14 protein-coding genes and 1 tRNA gene are annotated in these 16,776 nt (G+C 74.5%); 5 read left to right on the top strand and 10 right to left on the bottom strand.

The annotated features are described in order from the left end of the window. Positions 1–25: 25 nt before the first annotated feature. Entirely contained in the window at positions 26–4,063 is a 4,038-nt protein-coding gene (locus ACI769_RS16525) for a hypothetical protein (protein WP_409141993.1), read from the bottom strand. Positions 4,064–4,834: 771 nt separating this feature from the next. Here ACI769_RS16525 and ACI769_RS16520 point away from each other — a divergent pair. Next, complete coding sequence (locus ACI769_RS16520; RefSeq protein WP_043654257.1) at positions 4,835–5,893, top strand: hypothetical protein; 1,059 nt, start codon at positions 4,835–4,837, stop codon at positions 5,891–5,893. A gap of 87 nt (positions 5,894–5,980) precedes the next feature. On the opposite strand, the gene ACI769_RS16515 is transcribed toward ACI769_RS16520, so the two are convergent. Continuing rightward, a complete protein-coding gene (locus ACI769_RS16515) occupies positions 5,981–6,610 on the bottom strand; it encodes a PAS and ANTAR domain-containing protein (protein WP_051028106.1) in 630 nt (209 codons plus the stop codon). A 294-nt stretch (positions 6,611–6,904) separates the two neighbouring features. Between ACI769_RS16515 and arr the strand changes: the two genes are divergently transcribed. After that, positions 6,905–7,315, top strand: a complete 411-nt coding sequence (gene arr, locus ACI769_RS16510) for an NAD(+)--rifampin ADP-ribosyltransferase (RefSeq protein WP_409141992.1) — start codon at positions 6,905–6,907, stop codon at positions 7,313–7,315. Between the two features lie 96 nt (positions 7,316–7,411). Here arr and ACI769_RS16505 read toward each other — a convergent pair. After that, positions 7,412–7,484 (bottom strand) — tRNA-Arg (locus ACI769_RS16505). Positions 7,485–7,588: 104 nt separating this feature from the next. On the opposite strand from ACI769_RS16505, the gene ACI769_RS16500 reads away from it, so the two are divergent. Continuing rightward, positions 7,589–8,593 carry a nucleoside hydrolase gene (locus ACI769_RS16500; protein WP_409141991.1) on the top strand — a complete coding sequence of 335 codons (1,005 nt, stop codon included), beginning with the start codon at positions 7,589–7,591 and terminating at the stop codon, positions 8,591–8,593. A gap of 17 nt (positions 8,594–8,610) precedes the next feature. Here the strand turns inward: ACI769_RS16500 and ehuA are convergent, their stop codons facing one another. From ehuA to ACI769_RS16480, 4 genes are all read right to left on the bottom strand, one after another. After that, a complete protein-coding gene (gene ehuA / locus ACI769_RS16495) occupies positions 8,611–9,372 on the bottom strand; it encodes an ectoine/hydroxyectoine ABC transporter ATP-binding protein EhuA (RefSeq protein WP_034654335.1) in 762 nt (253 codons plus the stop codon). An 85-nt stretch (positions 9,373–9,457) separates the two neighbouring features. After that, positions 9,458–10,099 (bottom strand): ectoine/hydroxyectoine ABC transporter permease subunit EhuD, encoded by a 642-nt coding sequence (ehuD, locus tag ACI769_RS16490; protein ID WP_034654309.1) that lies wholly within the window; start codon positions 10,097–10,099, stop codon positions 9,458–9,460. Then, positions 10,096–10,824: an ectoine/hydroxyectoine ABC transporter permease subunit EhuC gene (ehuC, locus tag ACI769_RS16485; protein WP_034654311.1), complete on the bottom strand. Its 729-nt coding sequence runs from the start codon at positions 10,822–10,824 to the stop codon at positions 10,096–10,098. Before ehuC ends, ehuD begins: the two co-directional genes overlap by 4 nt. 10 nt (positions 10,825–10,834) lie before the next feature. After that, positions 10,835–11,794 (bottom strand): transporter substrate-binding domain-containing protein, encoded by a 960-nt coding sequence (locus tag ACI769_RS16480; RefSeq protein ID WP_043654263.1) that lies wholly within the window; start codon positions 11,792–11,794, stop codon positions 10,835–10,837. A 233-nt stretch (positions 11,795–12,027) separates the two neighbouring features. Here ACI769_RS16480 and ACI769_RS16475 point away from each other — a divergent pair, with 233 nt between their 5' ends. Further along, positions 12,028–12,792 carry a GntR family transcriptional regulator gene (locus tag ACI769_RS16475; RefSeq protein WP_409141990.1) on the top strand — a complete coding sequence of 255 codons (765 nt, stop codon included), beginning with the start codon at positions 12,028–12,030 and terminating at the stop codon, positions 12,790–12,792. A gap of 28 nt (positions 12,793–12,820) precedes the next feature. Here ACI769_RS16475 and ACI769_RS16470 read toward each other — a convergent pair whose 3' ends face one another. Both ACI769_RS16470 and ACI769_RS16465 read right to left on the bottom strand, forming a co-directional pair. Further along, on the bottom strand, positions 12,821–13,360 hold the full coding sequence (locus tag ACI769_RS16470; protein ID WP_170982201.1) for a dihydrofolate reductase: 540 nt from the start codon (positions 13,358–13,360) through the stop codon (positions 12,821–12,823). Next, positions 13,360–14,154: a thymidylate synthase gene (locus tag ACI769_RS16465; RefSeq protein ID WP_409142020.1), complete on the bottom strand. Its 795-nt coding sequence runs from the start codon at positions 14,152–14,154 to the stop codon at positions 13,360–13,362. Before ACI769_RS16465 ends, ACI769_RS16470 begins: the two co-directional genes overlap by 1 nt. A gap of 260 nt (positions 14,155–14,414) precedes the next feature. Between ACI769_RS16465 and ACI769_RS16460 the strand changes: the two genes are divergently transcribed. Continuing rightward, positions 14,415–15,836 (top strand): NAD(P)/FAD-dependent oxidoreductase, encoded by a 1,422-nt coding sequence (locus ACI769_RS16460; protein ID WP_409141989.1) that lies wholly within the window; start codon positions 14,415–14,417, stop codon positions 15,834–15,836. Positions 15,837–15,855: 19 nt separating this feature from the next. Here ACI769_RS16460 and ACI769_RS16455 read toward each other — a convergent pair whose 3' ends face one another. Continuing rightward, positions 15,856–16,764: an RNA polymerase sigma-70 factor gene (locus ACI769_RS16455; RefSeq protein WP_409141988.1), complete on the bottom strand. Its 909-nt coding sequence runs from the start codon at positions 16,762–16,764 to the stop codon at positions 15,856–15,858. Positions 16,765–16,776 lie beyond the last annotated feature (12 nt).

Below are 16,776 nucleotides of genomic sequence, written 5' to 3'. Positions count from 1 at the left end.
GCGTCCCATGGTCCCACCGGCGGGGTTACAGGTCCTCGTCGCCGTGCTGCTCGTCGTCGTCGATCACCGGCACGACGACGATCCGGTCGCCCCCGCCCGTCTGCGCGACGCCGCCCGTCTCCGGGAGCCGCGCGTCGCGCACGGCCTGCACGACCCGCCGGATGCGCTCGGCCTCCTTGGCGGGGTCGAGGAACGCGGCGGCGGACCAGACCTGCGCGACCGTCCAGCCGATGCGCTCGAGCCGCTCGGCGACCTGCCGGTCGCGCACGCGGACGCTGCGCTCGGCGACGTAGGCCGCGTCGTCGGTGAGGACGGCGACGAGGAGCTCGCCGGGCAGGTCCGGGTGGCCGACGACGAGCGGGATGCGGTCGCCGTCGCCGATGCCGTAGTCGGTCTCGACGACGAGCCCCGCGCGCCAGAGCCGCTCGGCGAGGTCCAGGACGAGCCGGTCGGGGCTGCCGCCGAGGTCGACGCCGTTGCCCAGCGTGACCTGGTCGGCGGCGCCGCTGCGCTGCTCGGCCAGGTCGAGCACCTCGGCGAGCAGCCGGGCGCCCGCGCCGCGCAGTCGCTCCGGGTCGAGGTCGCCCGCCGTGAAGCACGAGACGACGTGGAGACGCCGGCGTGTCGCCCCGACGGCGTCGAGCAGCATGGCCTCGGCGCCCGGGGTGTTGAGGATGCCGAACCGGTGCAGCACGCGGCCGTGCGGGGTCTTCCCGAAGCCGACGGACAGCACGATCGTGTCGCGCACGAGCCCGGCGACGCCGGAGACGTCCGCGACGACGACCGGCTCCGCGCGGGCGCCGGAGAAGAACCCGGCGAGCGCCGGGTTCTGCCGGACCTCGACGAGGAGCGCGTCGCGGATGCGGTCGGCGTGCAGGGGCGTGACGGTGACGATCGCGAGGGACTCGTCCGGCCGGGTGAGCGCGTGCTCGATCGCGACCTCGACGACGCGGTCGACCTCGGCCTGCGTGCTCTCGACCGCGCCGGACGCCGTGTCGGGCATCCCGGCGCCGTCGACGACGTCGAGCTGGACGAGGACCTCCGCGCGCGGCAGCGGCGACGGGCGCAGGACGCCCGCGTAGCCGTGCTCGGCGAGGAACGTGGTGACGAACGGGTCGCGTCGCGAGCCGTCGGCGAGCAGCGCGACCGTGGGCAGGAGCTCGGCGAGCTCGCGCACGGTGTCCGTGGACGCCGCCCGCGGGTCGCCGACGGCGACGACCTGGCGCCCGCGCGCGAGCGCCGACAGCACGAGCTCGACGGGCGTGTGCTCGATCGCGTCGAGCACCACGAGGTCGACGGTGCGGGTCGCCGGCACGAGGTGCGGGACGAGCGTCGGCGTGGCGACGAGCACGGGGCGCAGCCGGCGCAGCACGGCCGGGTGCTGCTCCGCCGTCTCGCGCAGGCTCACGAGCCGCCCTTCGAGCAGCTCGGTGAAGAGGGCCTCCGCCTCGTCACGGTGCTCGCGCATCGCGGTCCCGAGGTGGTCGCGGACCGCCGCCCGGACGGGCGCCGCGAGGGACGCGACGTGCGCGCGGTCGAGCTCGCGGAACCTGCGCGCGAGCGCGTCGAGGCCCGCGCCGTCCTGCCCGGCGAGCGCCTGGTCCTGCGCGAGGATCTGCTCGAACACCGAGCTCCACCAGGCGAGCTCCAGCTCGGGGCCCACCTCGTCGGGCTCGACGCGGCGCGCCGCGAGGTCGGTGAGGAGCTCGCCGAGGCCGAGGTCGGTGAGCCGGTGCTGGATCGCGGTCCGCGCCGGGAGCGCGTCGAGCGCGGCGGCGTCCTCCGCGAGCGCGTCGAGGCGGGCGGCGAGCGCGTCGAGCGGCGTGTCGAGCAGCCCGCCGCCCGCAGGCGTGCCCGCGAGCACCGGCTCCAGCTCCTCGGCGTCGATCCGGACGGCCTCGTGCGTGTCCTCGATGGCCGACAGCCCCTCGGGCAGCACGGGCCAGCCGCCACGGGGGCACTGCTCCTGCCAGACGGCGCGCTGCGCCTGGACCTCGACGAGCGCGGCGTGCAGGTCGGGCACGCGGACGCCCGGCCGCACCATGTCGCGTGCCTGACGGCGCAGCCGGCGACGCGCGAACCAGCCCATCTCGATCCCGTGCTGCTCGCGCCACTGCTTCGTCGCGGTGGCCTCCACCATGTCCTGCGCGGTGCGCTCGAAGATGAGCGGCTGGAACACGTCGAGCGTCCCGCGCATCCCGCCGAGCATCGTGAGCTGGTCGCCCCACTGGCGGAGCGTCGTCGCGGTGTTGAGCCCGGTGCGCTCCGCGACCTGCTCGACCTGTGCGCGCAGCTGCGGGAGCGTGTGGGCGCGCAGCCGCTCCACGCGCACGAGGGCGTCGTGCGCCTCCTGCGGCGTCGTGAGCGCGGCGCCGTGCCAGGGGGTCGACGTCGCGCGCGCGGTGAAGGCGCCGAGCATCGCGGCCTCGCGCAGCTCCGCGGCGACCCGCTCGCGCTGCGGCCCGACGCCGAGCACGACCTCCGTCGAGAGGCGCACCCGCGTGTCCGGCGCCGGTCGCTCGGCGGTGAGCCGGGCGAGCGCCTGGAGCGCGTCGTAGGCCGACACGCCCCACGGGTCGCGGACGAGGTGCAGCGCCTCGATGTACCCGGCGAGCCGGGCGCGCGCGCCGAGCAGGGCGTCGCGCGTGCGCACGAGGTCGTCGTCCTCGACCGGCTCCGGCTCCGTCGCCATCGCGGCGAGCAGGCGGTGCGAGGCGGTCTCGCGCCACGTCGGCTCGGGCGCGACGTCGAGCGCGAGCCCGCCGAGGCCCAGCGCGTCGAGGCGGGCCAGCAGCGCGTCGGCGGCGCGGCGGTGGCCGGGGACGTAGAGGACGTGGCGTCCCGACGCCGCAGCCTCCGCGACGACGGCGGCGAGCGTGCCCGCGACGTCGGACCCGGTGGGGGCATCGACGAACAGGTGCGAGCCGGTCGCGAGGACGTCGACGACGTGCCGCTGGGACGGGTCGAGGTCGCCCGCGCCGCGCTCGAGCACGGGGTCGGCGTCGCCGACGCGCGGTGCGGGAAGGTCGGCCCGCAGCGCAGCGGCGGACCGCTCGTCCCCGGCGAGCGCCGCGACGACCTCGTGCCGCTCGAGCGCGGGTGCGAGCTCGTCGAGGTCGTCGACCAGCACCTGGCCCGGGTGCACGAACGTCCCGACGAGGACGCGGTGGGTGAGGTCGAAGTCGTCGAGGACCGCCTGCCCCAGGGCCGCGATCCGCCGGGTCGCGTCGCCCGGGTCGAAGCCCGCGCCGGTGAACGTGGACCGTGCCAGCGTCACGGGGTCGAGGAGCGCGCCGTGCGCCCGGAGCGTGCGCGCGAGGAGCGGGTTGATCTCGGCGGTGGGCTCGAGCGTGAGCTCGTAGTCCGTCTCGCCGTCGCCCCGGGGCGTGACGGTGAGCGGGCGCAGCAGGACGGGCGCGCGCACCGTCCGGGGTGCGGGCTCCTCCTCGGGGCCCGGCACGCCGTCGGACGGGTCGCCGGGGCGCACGAGCAGCGCGTCGGCGGCGTCGGGTGCCGACGCCGCGGGCTCGACGTCCGCCGGGCCGCTCGCGTCGCCGTCGGCGGGCACCACCGTGGGCGCGCGGCCGGCGACGCGGGCGAGCGCCGCGACGTCGTCCTCGGCGAGGGGCGCCGTCGGGCTCTGGGTCCAGGTCGCCACGCCGATCGCGAGGTACGTCGGGGCGACGCCGTAGCGCTGCGCGTGCTCGGCGGCCCGCACGACGACGGCGCGCGCCCGCCGGCGGGCGGCGGGCAGGGAGCCGCCCTCCCGGAAGAGGTTCGACAACCGGGTCGGCCGCCCCGCGAAGAGCTGGGCGACGCCGGAGGGGTGCGCGGCGGTGAGGTCGACGACGGCGTCGCCGAGGAGGGAGACGTCGGCGAGCGACGACCCTCCGGCGAGCTCGACGAGCCCGGCGCGCCAGCGGGCGACCGCCTCCTCGACGAGGTCGGACGTCGTGGGCTCGGGCACGAGCACGGGGCGCGACGGCATCACGTCGGCGGCCTCGGCGTCGGGCTGGTCGGTCCCGCCGGGAGGGGTCGAGGGCAGCCGAGCAGGATCGGCCACGCTCCGGGCGGCTGAGCTGGTGCGGGCTGCGGCATTCACCCTCCGACGCTAACCGTCCGCCTCCCGCCGCTCGACGCGGCGCGCCGGGGAGGACGCGACCCGCTGCGCCGCACGGCGCCGGGCCGCGACCACACCTGGGCGCGGGCCGGCGCGAGAACGACGAACGGCCTCGGATCACGAGAATTCGTGTTCCGAGGCCGTCGTTTCCGAGCAATTCCGAGATGTTCTCCCGGAGAAGTGTGAAACAGCGCGCACCGCGCAGGGGGCAGGCGATGCGCGCTGTCGAGAACTATCTTGCACGGCGCGCAGCCCAGGCGTCAACACGGCTCGGGGCCCTGGACGCACGACTACCCGGCGAGCCGCACAAACGCCTGAGAACGACCTGGACGGGCGTCCACCAGAAGGCGCGGCATTCCGCGGGTCTCAGGCCGCCGGCCCGCCGTCGAACCGTGTGGTGCGCATCACACGGCGCCCTGCTCGGCGGCCGCCGCACGATCATGACGACTCCCGGCAGGATACGACCCTCCCCGCCGTCCGGCGCACCAGGGGCGCTTGGGGTCCGGCGGGTGCGGCGTCCGGGGCGCTGACCGGCGGCGTCACAGGATCTTCCCGGTTCCTCTGAGGGCCGGGCACGGCCCCCGTGAGCGAGGTCCACACGGACGTCCTACCGTGGAAGGACGCCCGTGGCCCGACGCCGGTCCCTGGCGCGCGGCCGTCACGGCCGGTGGCGGCGGGCGGACCAGCCCGCCGACGACCGGAAACCAGCACCACGTGACCACGCCCTCCGAGAACCCCCGCCTCGACCGCGACGCCCCGCGCGTCCCGCGCGACGAGCCCGGCCCCGACGCCGGACACCCCGCGGGACGCACCACCGCGGAGCCGGCTCCCGAGAAGGAGCGCGAGGCCCCGGCCCGCCTCTCGCTCACCCAGGTCATCGCCAGCGCCCTCGCCGCGGTGAGCACCACCGTGCTCCTGTCCTACTTCGGGACCGCCGGGACGATCATCGGCGCCGGCATCGCCAGCGCGCTGACCGTCGTCGCGAACTACGTCTACACGCGCTCGATCCAGAAGACGCGCGAGCAGCTCGTGCCCGTCGTCGGCAAGGTCGTGCAGGCCACCGCAGGCACGGGCACCACCCGTACCCGCACCACCACGGCGGTCGCGTCGGTGCCTCGCGGGGCCGTCGAGCCCGACGCGCGGGCGGACAGCGTCGAGACGGCGGTGGCCACCGCGGTCGGCTCGGCAGGGGCCGACGGCGAGGCGGCCGGGGCGGCCGGGACGGACGACTCCGAGGGTGGGCAGAACCGCTGGCTGCGGCTCATCGACCGGTACGGGCGCGGCCGCGTGCTCACCGTGACGGCGCTCGCGCTGTTCGTCGCCGTGATGGGCGTGGTCCTCGTCGTCGAGCTCGTCCTCGGCAAGCCCCTCGCGGACGCCGTCCGCGGCGTCGAGGGGTCGGGCACGACGATCAGCCACCAGCGGACCCCGAGCACCGAGGACCCGACGACGCCGGCGCCCAGCACGCCCTCGCAGGGCCCCGCGACCGTGCCGACGCCGGGCCCGAGCCCCTCGCCGTCGACGACGCCGTCCGACGAGCCGTCCAGCACGCCCACGCCCACCCCGGAGCCGACCGTGGACCCCACCCCCGACCCGACGACGCCGGAGGAACCCGCCCCGACGCCCTCGACGGGCCCGGGCGAGGGGGCCGGGGGCACCGGCGGCGGTACCGAGTCCGAGGCGGAGACCGGCACGGGCGACGGGAGCACCGGGACCGCGCCGACGCCGTCGACGCCCGGTAGCGCGCCCGCCCCGACGCCCGCGTCGGCCTAGCCGGACCGGGGGCGACCCGACCGCGTCCGCACGCGCGAGAGCCCCGCAGTCCCGTCCGGGAGTGCGGGGCTCTACCGTCTGCGGCGCCTACCGCAGGATCGCGTCGATGCGCTCGGCGCAGTCCCCGCCGGCGCGTCCCGCCTCGTCGACGACGACGGACGCGAGCTCGCGCAGGCGGACGTTCTTGTCGTTCGAGACCTGCTTGAGGCGGGCGAACGCCTCGTCGGCGCTCACGCCGTGCGCGGCGATGAGGATGCCCTTGGCCTGCTCGATCGGGCCACGACCCTCGGCCGCCGCGGTGATGTCCCGGCGCGCACGCTCCTGCGCGCGCCCCGCGACCGTCGTCGTGATGTCGACGAAGTAGCCCAGCAGCTCGACGACCTCACCCGACTCGCGGTCCCGGCGCCCCTGCCCCACGAGGACGACGTACCGCTCGACGCCGTGGGCGTCCATGATGCGGTGCACGCTCGAGAAGGGCTCGCCCGTGGCCTCGGCGTGGTCGAGGACCGCACGGACGTGCTCGCGGTCGTCGGGATGCTTGTGCGCCAGGACGAGCTCGGTGGTCGGCACCACGTCGCCCGGCTCGAACCCGTGGACCCGGTACGTCTCCGACGACCACCACCAGGTGCCGGTCTTCAGGTCGAGGCGGTACTGGCCGATCTTCTGGCCCGTCTCGCGGGTCAGGGATGGGTCGATGGCATGGTCGTCTACGGACATGTCGGTGCTCCGTCTTCTCCAGAGGATGAGGAGCCAGGTCCAGACTCAACCCTTCGACCGTACTCCCGAACCGTGAAGTCCGACAGGTGGCGAGCACGGGGAGACGGTTCTTAGGGTGTCCTTGCGGCCGAGGTGCCGCAGGGGGCACCGGCCCGTGAAGAAGCCCGCAGCCGGTGCGCCTCTGACCGGCCAGCGCTCGACCAGAGGTCGAACGGCGGCCGTCGCCCAGGCGGGCTCCGCGTGCGCCGCACCGGGACGCGCACGACCGGCCCCGGTGCTGTCTACGCTGAGCGGGTGAACCACGTGCCGGACGAGGGACCGTTCTTCCACGGGACGAAGGCCGACCTGCGGGCAGGTGATCTGCTGACCGCGGGGTTCCGGTCGAACTACCGGCCCGAGATCGTCATGAACCACGTCTACTTCACCGCGCTCGTCGGCGGCGCCGCGCTCGCCGCCGAGCTGGCGGCCGGCGACGCCGCCCCGCGTGTCTACGAGGTCGAGCCGACCGGCCCGTTCGAGGACGACCCGAACGTCACCGACAAGAAGCTCCCGGGCAACCCCACGCGGTCCTACCGGAGCAGCGCGCCCCTGCGGGTGGTCCGTGAGGTCGCCGAGTGGCCACGCCTGAGCCCCGAGGAGCTCGCGAGCTGGCGCGCGCGCCTCACGGTTCTGCGGACCGAGGAGCGCGGCGAGATCATCAACTGACCAGAGCGTCGTGCGGATGACGACCGGGCCGACGTCCCGCAGCACGCGCACACCTGCCAGGGTCGGTGACGGGCGTTCGACCTCTGTCCTGCTCGGTGCGCCTGGCCAGATTCGAACTGGCGACACCCGCTTTAGGAGAGCGGTGCTCTATCCCCTGAGCTACAGGCGCGTGGCCCCGGGTCAGGGCCGCAGCACAGCCTAGCCGTCACGGGCGCCCGGAGGCGAAGCGCCCCGGCGGCCGCCCCGGCCCCGGGGACGCGCGAGGATGGGTCGATGTCCGCTCACGTCCCGGCCCAGCCCGTCCCGCCGACCCCTGACTCCCGCACGACCCCGCCCCGCCGGATCGTCCTCGACTGCGACCCCGGCCACGACGACGCGATCGCGATGCTCCTCGCGCACGGGAGCCCCGCCGTCGACCTGGTCGCGGTGACGACGGTCGCCGGGAACCAGACGCTCGAGAAGGTGACGCGGAACGCGCTCGCGGTCGCGGAGCTCGCCGGGATCGACGTCCCGGTCGCGGCCGGGTGCGACCGTCCGCTCGTCCGGCCCCGGATCGTCGCGCCGGACATCCACGGCGACTCGGGCATGGACGGGCCGGTGCTGCCCGCCCCGCGGCGCGCCGTCGACGACCGGCACGCGGTGGACCTCATCATCGAGACGGTCCTGGCGGCCGAGCCGGGCGAGATCACGCTCGTGCCGACGGGCCCGCTGACGAACGTCGCGATGGCGGCGCGCAAGGAGCCGAGGATCGTGCCGCGCGTCCGCGAGGTCGTCCTCATGGGCGGCGGGTACCACGTGGGCAACCGGACGCCGGTCGCGGAGTTCAACGTCCTCGCGGACCCGGAGGCGGCGCACGTCGTGCTCACCGAGGCGTGGCCGGTGACGATGGTGGGTCTCGACCTCACGCACCAGGCCGTCGCGACGGCGGACGTGCGCGACGGCATCGCCGCGCTCGGCACCGCCCCGGCCCGATTCGTCGGCGAGCTGCTCGACTTCTACGGCACGACGTACCGCACCGCGCAGGGTTTCCCCTCCCCGCCCGTGCACGACCCGTGCGCGATCGCGTACGTCGTCGACCCGTCGGTCATGACGACGCGCCGCGCGCCACTGGACGTCGAGCTGCACGGGGGCCTGACGACCGGCATGACCGTCGCCGACCTGCGCGGCGACGAGCCCGGCCCCGAGGAGTGCCGCACACAGGTCGCGGTCACCCTCGACCACGCCCGATTCTGGGACCTCGTGCTCGACGCGCTCGGGCGCGTCGGCGAGCCTGCCTGAGCCGGGTCGCCGACTGCTCAGGCCCCGAGGACGGCGCGGAGGAACTCCTGGGTGCGCTCGTGCCGCGGCGAGGTGAACATCGTCTCGGGGTCGGCCTCCTCGACGATGCGACCGTGGTCGAACATGAGCACCCGGTGCGAGACGTCGCGCGCGAACTGCATCTCGTGCGTGACGATGAGCATCGTGATGTCCGTCGTCTCCGCGACCTCGCGCAGGACGCCGAGCACGTCGGCGACGATCTCGGGGTCGAGAGCGGACGTCACCTCGTCGAGGAGGAGGATCTCCGGGTCCATCGCGAGCGCCCGCGCGATCGCGACACGCTGCTGCTGGCCGCCGGACAGCTGCGTGCAGCGGGCGTCGCGCTTGTCCGCGAGCCCGACCTGCTCGAGCAGCTCCTCCGCACGGACCGTCGCCTGCGCGCGGGTGAGGCCGAGCACGTGCATCGGCGCCTCGACGATGTTCTCCAGCACGGTCATGTTCGGGAAGAGGTTGAACTGCTGGAAGACCATGCCGACGCGGCGCCGGATCGGGCGCCGACGCTTCTCGGGGATCGCGACCCGCTTCCCGTTCCGCATCTCGTGCGTGTACGGGTCGCCGTCGACGAGGATGATCCCGCCGTCCGCCTCCTCGAGGGTCATGAGGAGCCGCAGGATCGTCGTCTTCCCGGACCCGGAAGGCCCGATGAGCGTGACCCGGTCGCCGCGCGCGACACGGAAGTCGAGCCCGTCGAGCACGGTGTTGTCGCCGAAGCGCTTGACGACCCCCCGGAACTCGATCATGGGGACCACGTCGGGGTCGACGGAGGCCGTCTGGGCGGGGGACGTCGCAGGGACCGGCGTGCGGGCACCCTCGGGCGCGGTGGTCTCAGGCAAGGCGATTCTCCAATCTGCGGACGAGGAGCGAGGTCGGGTAGCTCGCCAGGAGGAAGAGCAGGCCGACCATCGTGAGCGCCTCGGTGTAGACGAACGTGCGGGCCCCGAACTGCTGCGCGGCGGTGAACATCTCCACGACGCTGATCGCGAAGAGGAACGGGGTCTCCTTGAACATGGAGACGGCGTAGTTCCCCAGCCCCGGCAGCGTCTTGCGGATCGCCTGCGGCAGCACGACCGCGCGCCACACGCGCGACCGCGGCAGGTCGAGCGCCTTCGCGGCCTCCCACTGGCCGCGGGGGACGGCGTCGATCCCCGCCCGGTAGACCTCCGACATGTAGGTCGCGTAGTGCACGCCGAGCACCGCGCAGCCGACCACCAGCGCCGGGACGCCCGGCAGCATGAGATAGACGAACACGAGCTGCACGAGCAGCGGCGTCGACCGGACGAACTCCACGACGAGGCCCACGGGGGCGCTGACCCACCGCGACGGCGAGCGTCGCACCAACGCGACGAGGAGTCCGAGCACCGCGGCGATCGCCGTGCCGACGACCGTCGCGAGCAGCGTGATGCGAAAGCCCTCCAGGATCGGCGGGAGCGCCTGCGCGGCACGTTCCCAGCTCCAGACGTCGTTCACGCGGCACCTCCCCTCGCCGTGGCCGGGACCGGTGCGAGGCGGAGCACCTCACGGAGCGACGGTCCGCGGCCGAGCCGGTGCTTCGCCCGGACCTCGAGGGCGTTCATGCCGAGCGTCAGCGCGTAGGCGAGCGCGAAGTAGACGAGCAGGCCTACGGAGTAGGAGAAGAACGTGTCCTGCGTGCCGCGGCGGAGCTGCTCGATGAAGTAGTTGACGTCGTGCAGCAGGATGTAGGTGGCGAGCGCGGACCCCTTGAGGAGCTGGATCAGCAGGTTGGTCAGCAGCGGGATCATGAGCGCCCACGCCTGAGGCAGGATCACGCGGCGCAGCCGGTGCACGGGACCGAGGTCGAGCGCGACCGCCGCCTCCCACTGCCCGCGCGGCACGGCGTTGATCGACCCGCGGACCACCTCGGCGCCGTACGCGCCGTAGTTGAGCCCGAGCGCGAGGATGCCGCACGCGAGGGACTCCATGCGGAAGCCGAAGACCGGCAGGACGTAGAAGAGCCAGAAGAGCTGGACGACGAGCGACGTGCCGCGGAAGAACTCCACGACGACGCGTGACGGGCCACGGACCCACAGGCGGTGCGCACGCGAGCCGAGACCGAGCAGCAGCGCCAGGACGAGAGCGAGCGCGGCACCGCCCAGCGTGAGCTGGAGGGTGACCAGCACGCCCTCGCCGAGCCGCGGCAGCGCGTCGAGCAGCGTGCTGAGGTTGTCGGACACCCGGCGTCCCTCAGGAGCCCGCGCCGAGCTCCGGGGCGAGCTCGGTGGCGAGGGCGTCGAGGTCGCCGGCGCAGAGCTTCTCCGTGGTGAGGCCCTCCACGGGACGCTCGGCCGCGGTGAAGCCGAACTCCCCCACGATCTCCAGATAGCGGTCCTCGTCGGCGACGATCTCGGCGAGCTTCTCGTTGTACGCCTCGAGCAGCGCGGTGTCGCTCGTGCGGAAGACGGTCCCGCCGGCACCGATCTGGGGGACGCCGTCGATCTCGGCGACGAACGACTCGGTGACCTCCACCGGGGCGTCGGAGCTGTCCGCGAGGTGGTTGAGCGAGATGCCGGTGAGGGCGAAGGCGTCCGCGCGCCCGGCGACGACGGCGTCGAGACCGTCCTGCGGCGAGCCGACCTCGAGGTTCTCGATGCCGAGCTCTCGGGCGTAGTCGCCCTCGATGGCACCCGTCATCGTTGCCAGCCGGACACCCGCGTCGGCGGCGGACTGCATGTCCGTCAGGCCGTCGGGGTTCCCCGCGGGCGTCATGAACGCGGTGGTGTACATGAACTCCGGCTCGCTGAAGGCGGCTTGCGCGCAACGGTCCGGGAGGATCGACATCCCGGCGCTGACGGCGTCGAACCGGTTCGCGGTGAGCCCCGGGATGAGGGAGCCGAACTCGGTGTTCACACCCTCGACCGTCTCGATCCCCAGCTCGGCGAAGATCGCGCGGTGGAGCGCGACGGTCGCCCCGGTGAGCTCCCCGCCCTCCTCGTAGCTGTAGGGGGCCTCCCCGGCGAAGCCGACGGTGATGGTGCCGCGGTCCTGGAGCGCCTCCAGCGCGCCGCCGTCCGCGGACGCGGTCCCGGGCTCGCCGGCGCCACCCCCGTCGACGCTCGTGCAGGCTGCGGTGGCGGCGAGGAGGACGACGGTGCCGGCACCCAGCAGGGCGCGGCGCCGGTGCGCGGTGGTTCGCGTGGAAGTCATGGTTCCCTTCGTGCCCGTCGACGCCGGGGCGTGACGGTCGTGGCTGGTTGGACGGTCGACCACGTTAGCCTTCTGTCGACCGTTCGACAATCGAACGGTCAGAGCGTCTGATTGTCTACAATCGATGCCCACGTGCGCGTTCGTCCGATCGAGCGTCGCCGACAGGGGATGATGTGATACCCGATCGTGACCTCGATCGACCGCACGACCACGACCTCGGAGGGAGAGAGCCGATGAGCCCGGCCTCGCGCGCACCGCTCACCGCACCGTTCCTCTCGCCGGTGACCCGACCGTCGACGGTCGACCTCATCGCGCGCGAGCTGCGCGACGCGATCTACTCCGGCGCGCTGCGCGTCGGCTCACCCATCCGCGAGGTCGAGATCGCCGGGCAGCTCGGGGTGAGCCGCGGCCCCTTCCGCGAGGCGGCCCAGCGGCTGGTCCAGGAGGGCCTGCTCACCGCGACGCCGGGACGCGGCCTGAGCGTCGTGACCATCGGGCGCGACCGCATCCCCGCGCTCTACGCCGCGCGCACCAGCGTCGAGACTGCCGCGGCGCGGCTCGCCGTCGCCCGCGCCTCCGAGACCGACGTCGCGTCCGTCCGCACCGCGTACGACGCGCTCGTCACGGCCGGAGCCTCCCAGGACCCTCGCCGCATCGGCGACGCCGACCTCAACCTGCACTGGGCGCTCGTCGCGGCGGGAGGGAACCCGTGGCTCCTGCGGTGGATGACCACCCTCATCGTCGAGGTGCGCGTCGCCAGCTTCACCGTGAGCGACGAGTACGCCGTGCGTGCCGACTCGGCGGCGTCCCACGAGGAGATCGTGACCCGCCTCGAGCAGCGGGACGCCGACGGCCTGGTCACGGCGATCACCGCCAACCTGGACGCGGCGGTCGCGCGGCTCACCGCCCCGCAGGACGCCCACGTCGAGACGCTCGAGGAGCCCCACCCCGTCCCGCCGCCGCGCCTCGACCCCATCGAACCGACCGGCCTGCTCTGAGCCGCACGCTGCGGTCGCGCGGGTCTGATCAGCGAGACACGACGACGACGCGGTACCGCGTGCCCGTCTGCGAGACCTGCCACTCCCCGACGTCGCGCACGCTGCCCGCGGGGATCTCGGGCGCGTACGTGTCACCCTCGACCACGGTGTCGATCTCGGTGACCACGCACCGGTCCGCGTCGGCGACGGTCGCGGCGTAGAGCTGGGCGCCGCCCATGACCCACACCTCGTCGGAGCCGCTCGCGCGGGCCGCGGCGCGAGCGTCCGCGAGCGCCGCGTCGACCGACCCGGCCACGCGCACGGGCGCGCCGCCCTCGCCGGCGGGGTGGCCGCCGTCGGGCACCCACGACTCCTGGCGCGTGACGACGACGTTGAGGCGCCCGGGCAGGGGCCGGAACCGCGGCGGGAGCGAGTCCCACGTGCGGCGGCCCATGACCACGGGGTGGCCCGACGTGACGCGCCGGAAGTGCGCGAGGTCCTCGGGCAGGTGCCACGGCATGGTGCCGCCCGCGCCGATGACGGGCCGCCCGGCGGCGTCGCGCGCCTGGGCCCAGATCAGTCCGAGCATCAGACCGCGATCGGCGCCTTGATCGTCGGGTGGTGCTGGTACCCGACGACCTCGATGTCCTCGTACTCGTAGGCGTCGATCGAGTCGCGGGGCGCGAGGCGCAGCGTCGGGTACGGGTACGGCTCGCGCGTGAGCTGCTCGCGCACCTGCTCGACGTGGTTGTCGTAGATGTGCACGTCGCCGCCGGTCCAGACGAAGTCGCCGACCTCGAGGCCGGTCTGCGCGGCGACCATGTGGACGAGCAGCGCGTACGACGCGATGTTGAACGGCACGCCGAGGAAGAGGTCCGCCGAGCGCTGGTAGAGCTGGCACGACAGCTTCCCGTCGGCCACGTAGAACTGGAAGAACGCGTGGCACGGCGGCAGCGCCATGTTCTCGATCTCCCCGACGTTCCACGCGGAGACGATGTGCCGCCGCGAGTCGGGGTTCGCCTTGATCTGCTCGATCACCTGCGCGACCTGGTCGACGTGGCGGCCGTCCGGCGTCGGCCACGAGCGCCACTGCACGCCGTAGACGGGTCCGAGCTCGCCGTCGGCGTCGGCCCACTCGTCCCAGATGCGCACGCCGCGCTCCTGCAGCCAGCGCACGTTCGAGTCGCCGCGCAGGAACCACAGCAGCTCGTACGCGACGGACTTGAGGTGCACGCGCTTGGTCGTGACGAGCGGGAAGCCCTGCGCGAGGTCGAACCGGAGCTGGCGGCCGAACACGCTGCGCGTGCCGGTCCCCGTGCGGTCGCCCTTGGGCGTGCCGTGCGCGAGGACGTCGCGCAGGAGGTCCTCGTACGGGGTGGGCACGGGCCCGGGCGCGCTGCCCGACGGCGCACGCTCGCCCTCGGTCGCCACGGCAAGGGTCGAGGAGGGTGCGTCGGGGGCCACGGTCGCCAGTGTCGGTCGTCGCCACGGGGTGGGTCAAACACCGCGGCCGGCCAGTCCCCACGTCGACGGTCCGCGACCTCGCGGCCGGCGTGACGCACGTCATGTCACGCGACGACGTCCGGATCGGTCGGAGGGGTAGGGACGTCGGAGAGGCGCCCACAAGCACCAGGAGGCTCGTGATGGAACGGATCGTCGTCGTCGGCGGGGGCTACGCCGGGTTCACCGTGGCCCGGGAGCTCGAGAAGGACCTGCGGCGCGAGCTGCGGCGCGGCGAGGTCGAGCTCGTCCTGGTCGACCCCCGCCCGTACATGACCTATCAGCCGTTCCTGCCCGAGGTGGTCGCGGGCTCGGTCGAGGCACGCCACGCAGCGGTCTCGCACCGACGCCACCTGCGCCGGACGCGCCTCGTCGACGGCACGGTCACGCGCATCGACCACGCGGACCGCGCGGTCGTCGTGCAGCCCCGGTCCGGTCCGGCGTACCGGCTGCCGTACGGCACCGTGGTCGTCACCGCAGGCGCGGTGACGCGAGTCTTCCCCGTCCCGGGCGTCGCAGAGCACGCGATCGGCCTCAAGCACGTCGAGGAGGCCGTCGCCGTCCGAGACCGCCTGCTCACGTCGTTCGACCGTGCCGCGAGCCTGCCGCGGGGTCCGGAGCGCGAGCGCCTGCTCACCGTGACGTTCGTCGGCGGCGGGTTCTCCGGGGTCGAGGGCTTCGCCGAGCTCCTGTCGCTCGCGCACGACCTCCTGCACCTCTACCCCGAGATCGCGGCGCCCGAGGTGCAGTTCCACCTCGTCGAGCGGAGCCCACGGATCCTGCCCGAGGTCACCGACCGCCCCGGCCGCTGGGTGGTCGGCCGGCTCGAGGCCCGCGGGGCGCACGTCCATCTGGGCGCCGGGCTCGAGTCGGCCGAGGGCGGCGTCGTCCGGCTCTCGACCGGGGAGGAGTTCGCCTCGGGCCTCCTCGTGTGGACGGCGGGGAACGCCGCGAACCCCGTCGTCGCGACGCACACCGACCTGCCCGTGGACGCTCGGGGGTACGTCGTCACGCGAGCGGACCTCCGGGTCGGCACCGGCGACGAGCTCGTCCCGGACGCCTGGGCCGCGGGAGACGGGGCAGCCGTGCCGGATCTCTCGACCGCCCGACCGGGTGCGCTCACCGTGCCCAACGCGCAGCACGCCGTGCGGCAGGGGCGACGCCTCGCGCGCAACCTGGTCGCCGTCCGACGTGGGCGCCGGACCCACCCCTACCGGCACGGCAGCCTCGGTGTCGTGGCGACGCTCGGGATCGGGACGGGCCTGTTCGAGTACCGCGGGCTCGTCGTGCGCGGCGCGCTCGCCTGGCTCGCGCACCGCGGGTACCACGTGCTCGCGATCCCCACCTGGGAGCGGAAGGTCCGGGTCCTGGCGGTCTGGCTGACCGCGGCGATCTTCGGACGCGACGTCGTCTCGCTCAGCGCCGTGCAGCGTCCGCGCGCCGCGTTCGTCGCAGGCGTGCCGCGGGCGGACGTCGGCTCCACCGAGGCGAGCACCGCCGGGCACGCCGACGCCGCGCCACGGGCTGCGGCGACGCACGGCGACGAGCCGGCTCGCGTCGCCTGAGGCGGTACGCGGCCGCGCGTCAGCCCGCGGCCGCGTAGCCGCCGAGCTTCTCCGGGTTCACCTGGAGATACACGTGCTCGATCCCGCGCGCCGTCACGTCGAGCGACACCAGGGCGAACGGCGCGTCGTCGACGACGACGAGGAGCGCGGGGCGACCGTTCGCCTCGACGACGTGCACCACGGCGTCCGCCCAGTACTTGCGCCACACGTTGTCGAGGAACAGCGACACCCGCGCGAGCCCGACGAGCTCGACGCGCGACGCGTGCACCTTCCCGCCGCCGTCGGGGCGGGCGACCACGTCGTCGGCCAGGTACCGCTCGAAGCGGGCCAGGTCGCCGTCGTGCGCGGCGGCCACGAACTCGTCGAGCAGCCGACGGTGCTCTCCGGGGTCCACCGGGACCGCCGGGCGCGCGCCGAGCCGCTCCCGCGCCCGACGCGCGAGCTGCCGGGCGTTCGCCTCCGTCAGGCCGAGGATCTCCGCGACGCGCCGGTACGGGTAGTCGAACGCCTCGCGGAGCACGTAGACGGCGCGCTCGACCGGCGCGAGCCGTTCGAGGAGCACGAGGGTCGCGATCTCGAGCGCCTCGGCCCGCTCCGCGCCCAGCGCGGGGTCGTCCGAGGTGTCGACGGGCTCGGGCACCCACGGACCCACGTACGTCTCGCGGCGCGCACGGGCGGACGTCGCGGCGTTGATCGCGAGCCGCGTCACCGTCGTCGTGAGGAACGCCGCCGGGTTCCGCACCACGGACCGGTCCGCGCCCTGCCAGCGGACCCACGCCTCCTGCACGACGTCCTCCGCCTCCGTCGCGCTGCCGAGCATGCGGTAGGCGATGCCGAAGAGCCGGGACCGGACGCTCAGGAACGCGTCGAGAGCCCCCTCGTCCTCCCGGACGACGGGGCTCTCGGGCGTTCGTGGGCCGAGACTCATGCAGCCACGCTA

Source organism: Cellulosimicrobium sp. RS (assembly GCF_046159675.1).
GTDB lineage: Bacteria > Actinomycetota > Actinomycetes > Actinomycetales > Cellulomonadaceae > Cellulosimicrobium > Cellulosimicrobium funkei.
This window is presented reverse-complemented; position numbering and strand designations above follow the sequence as displayed.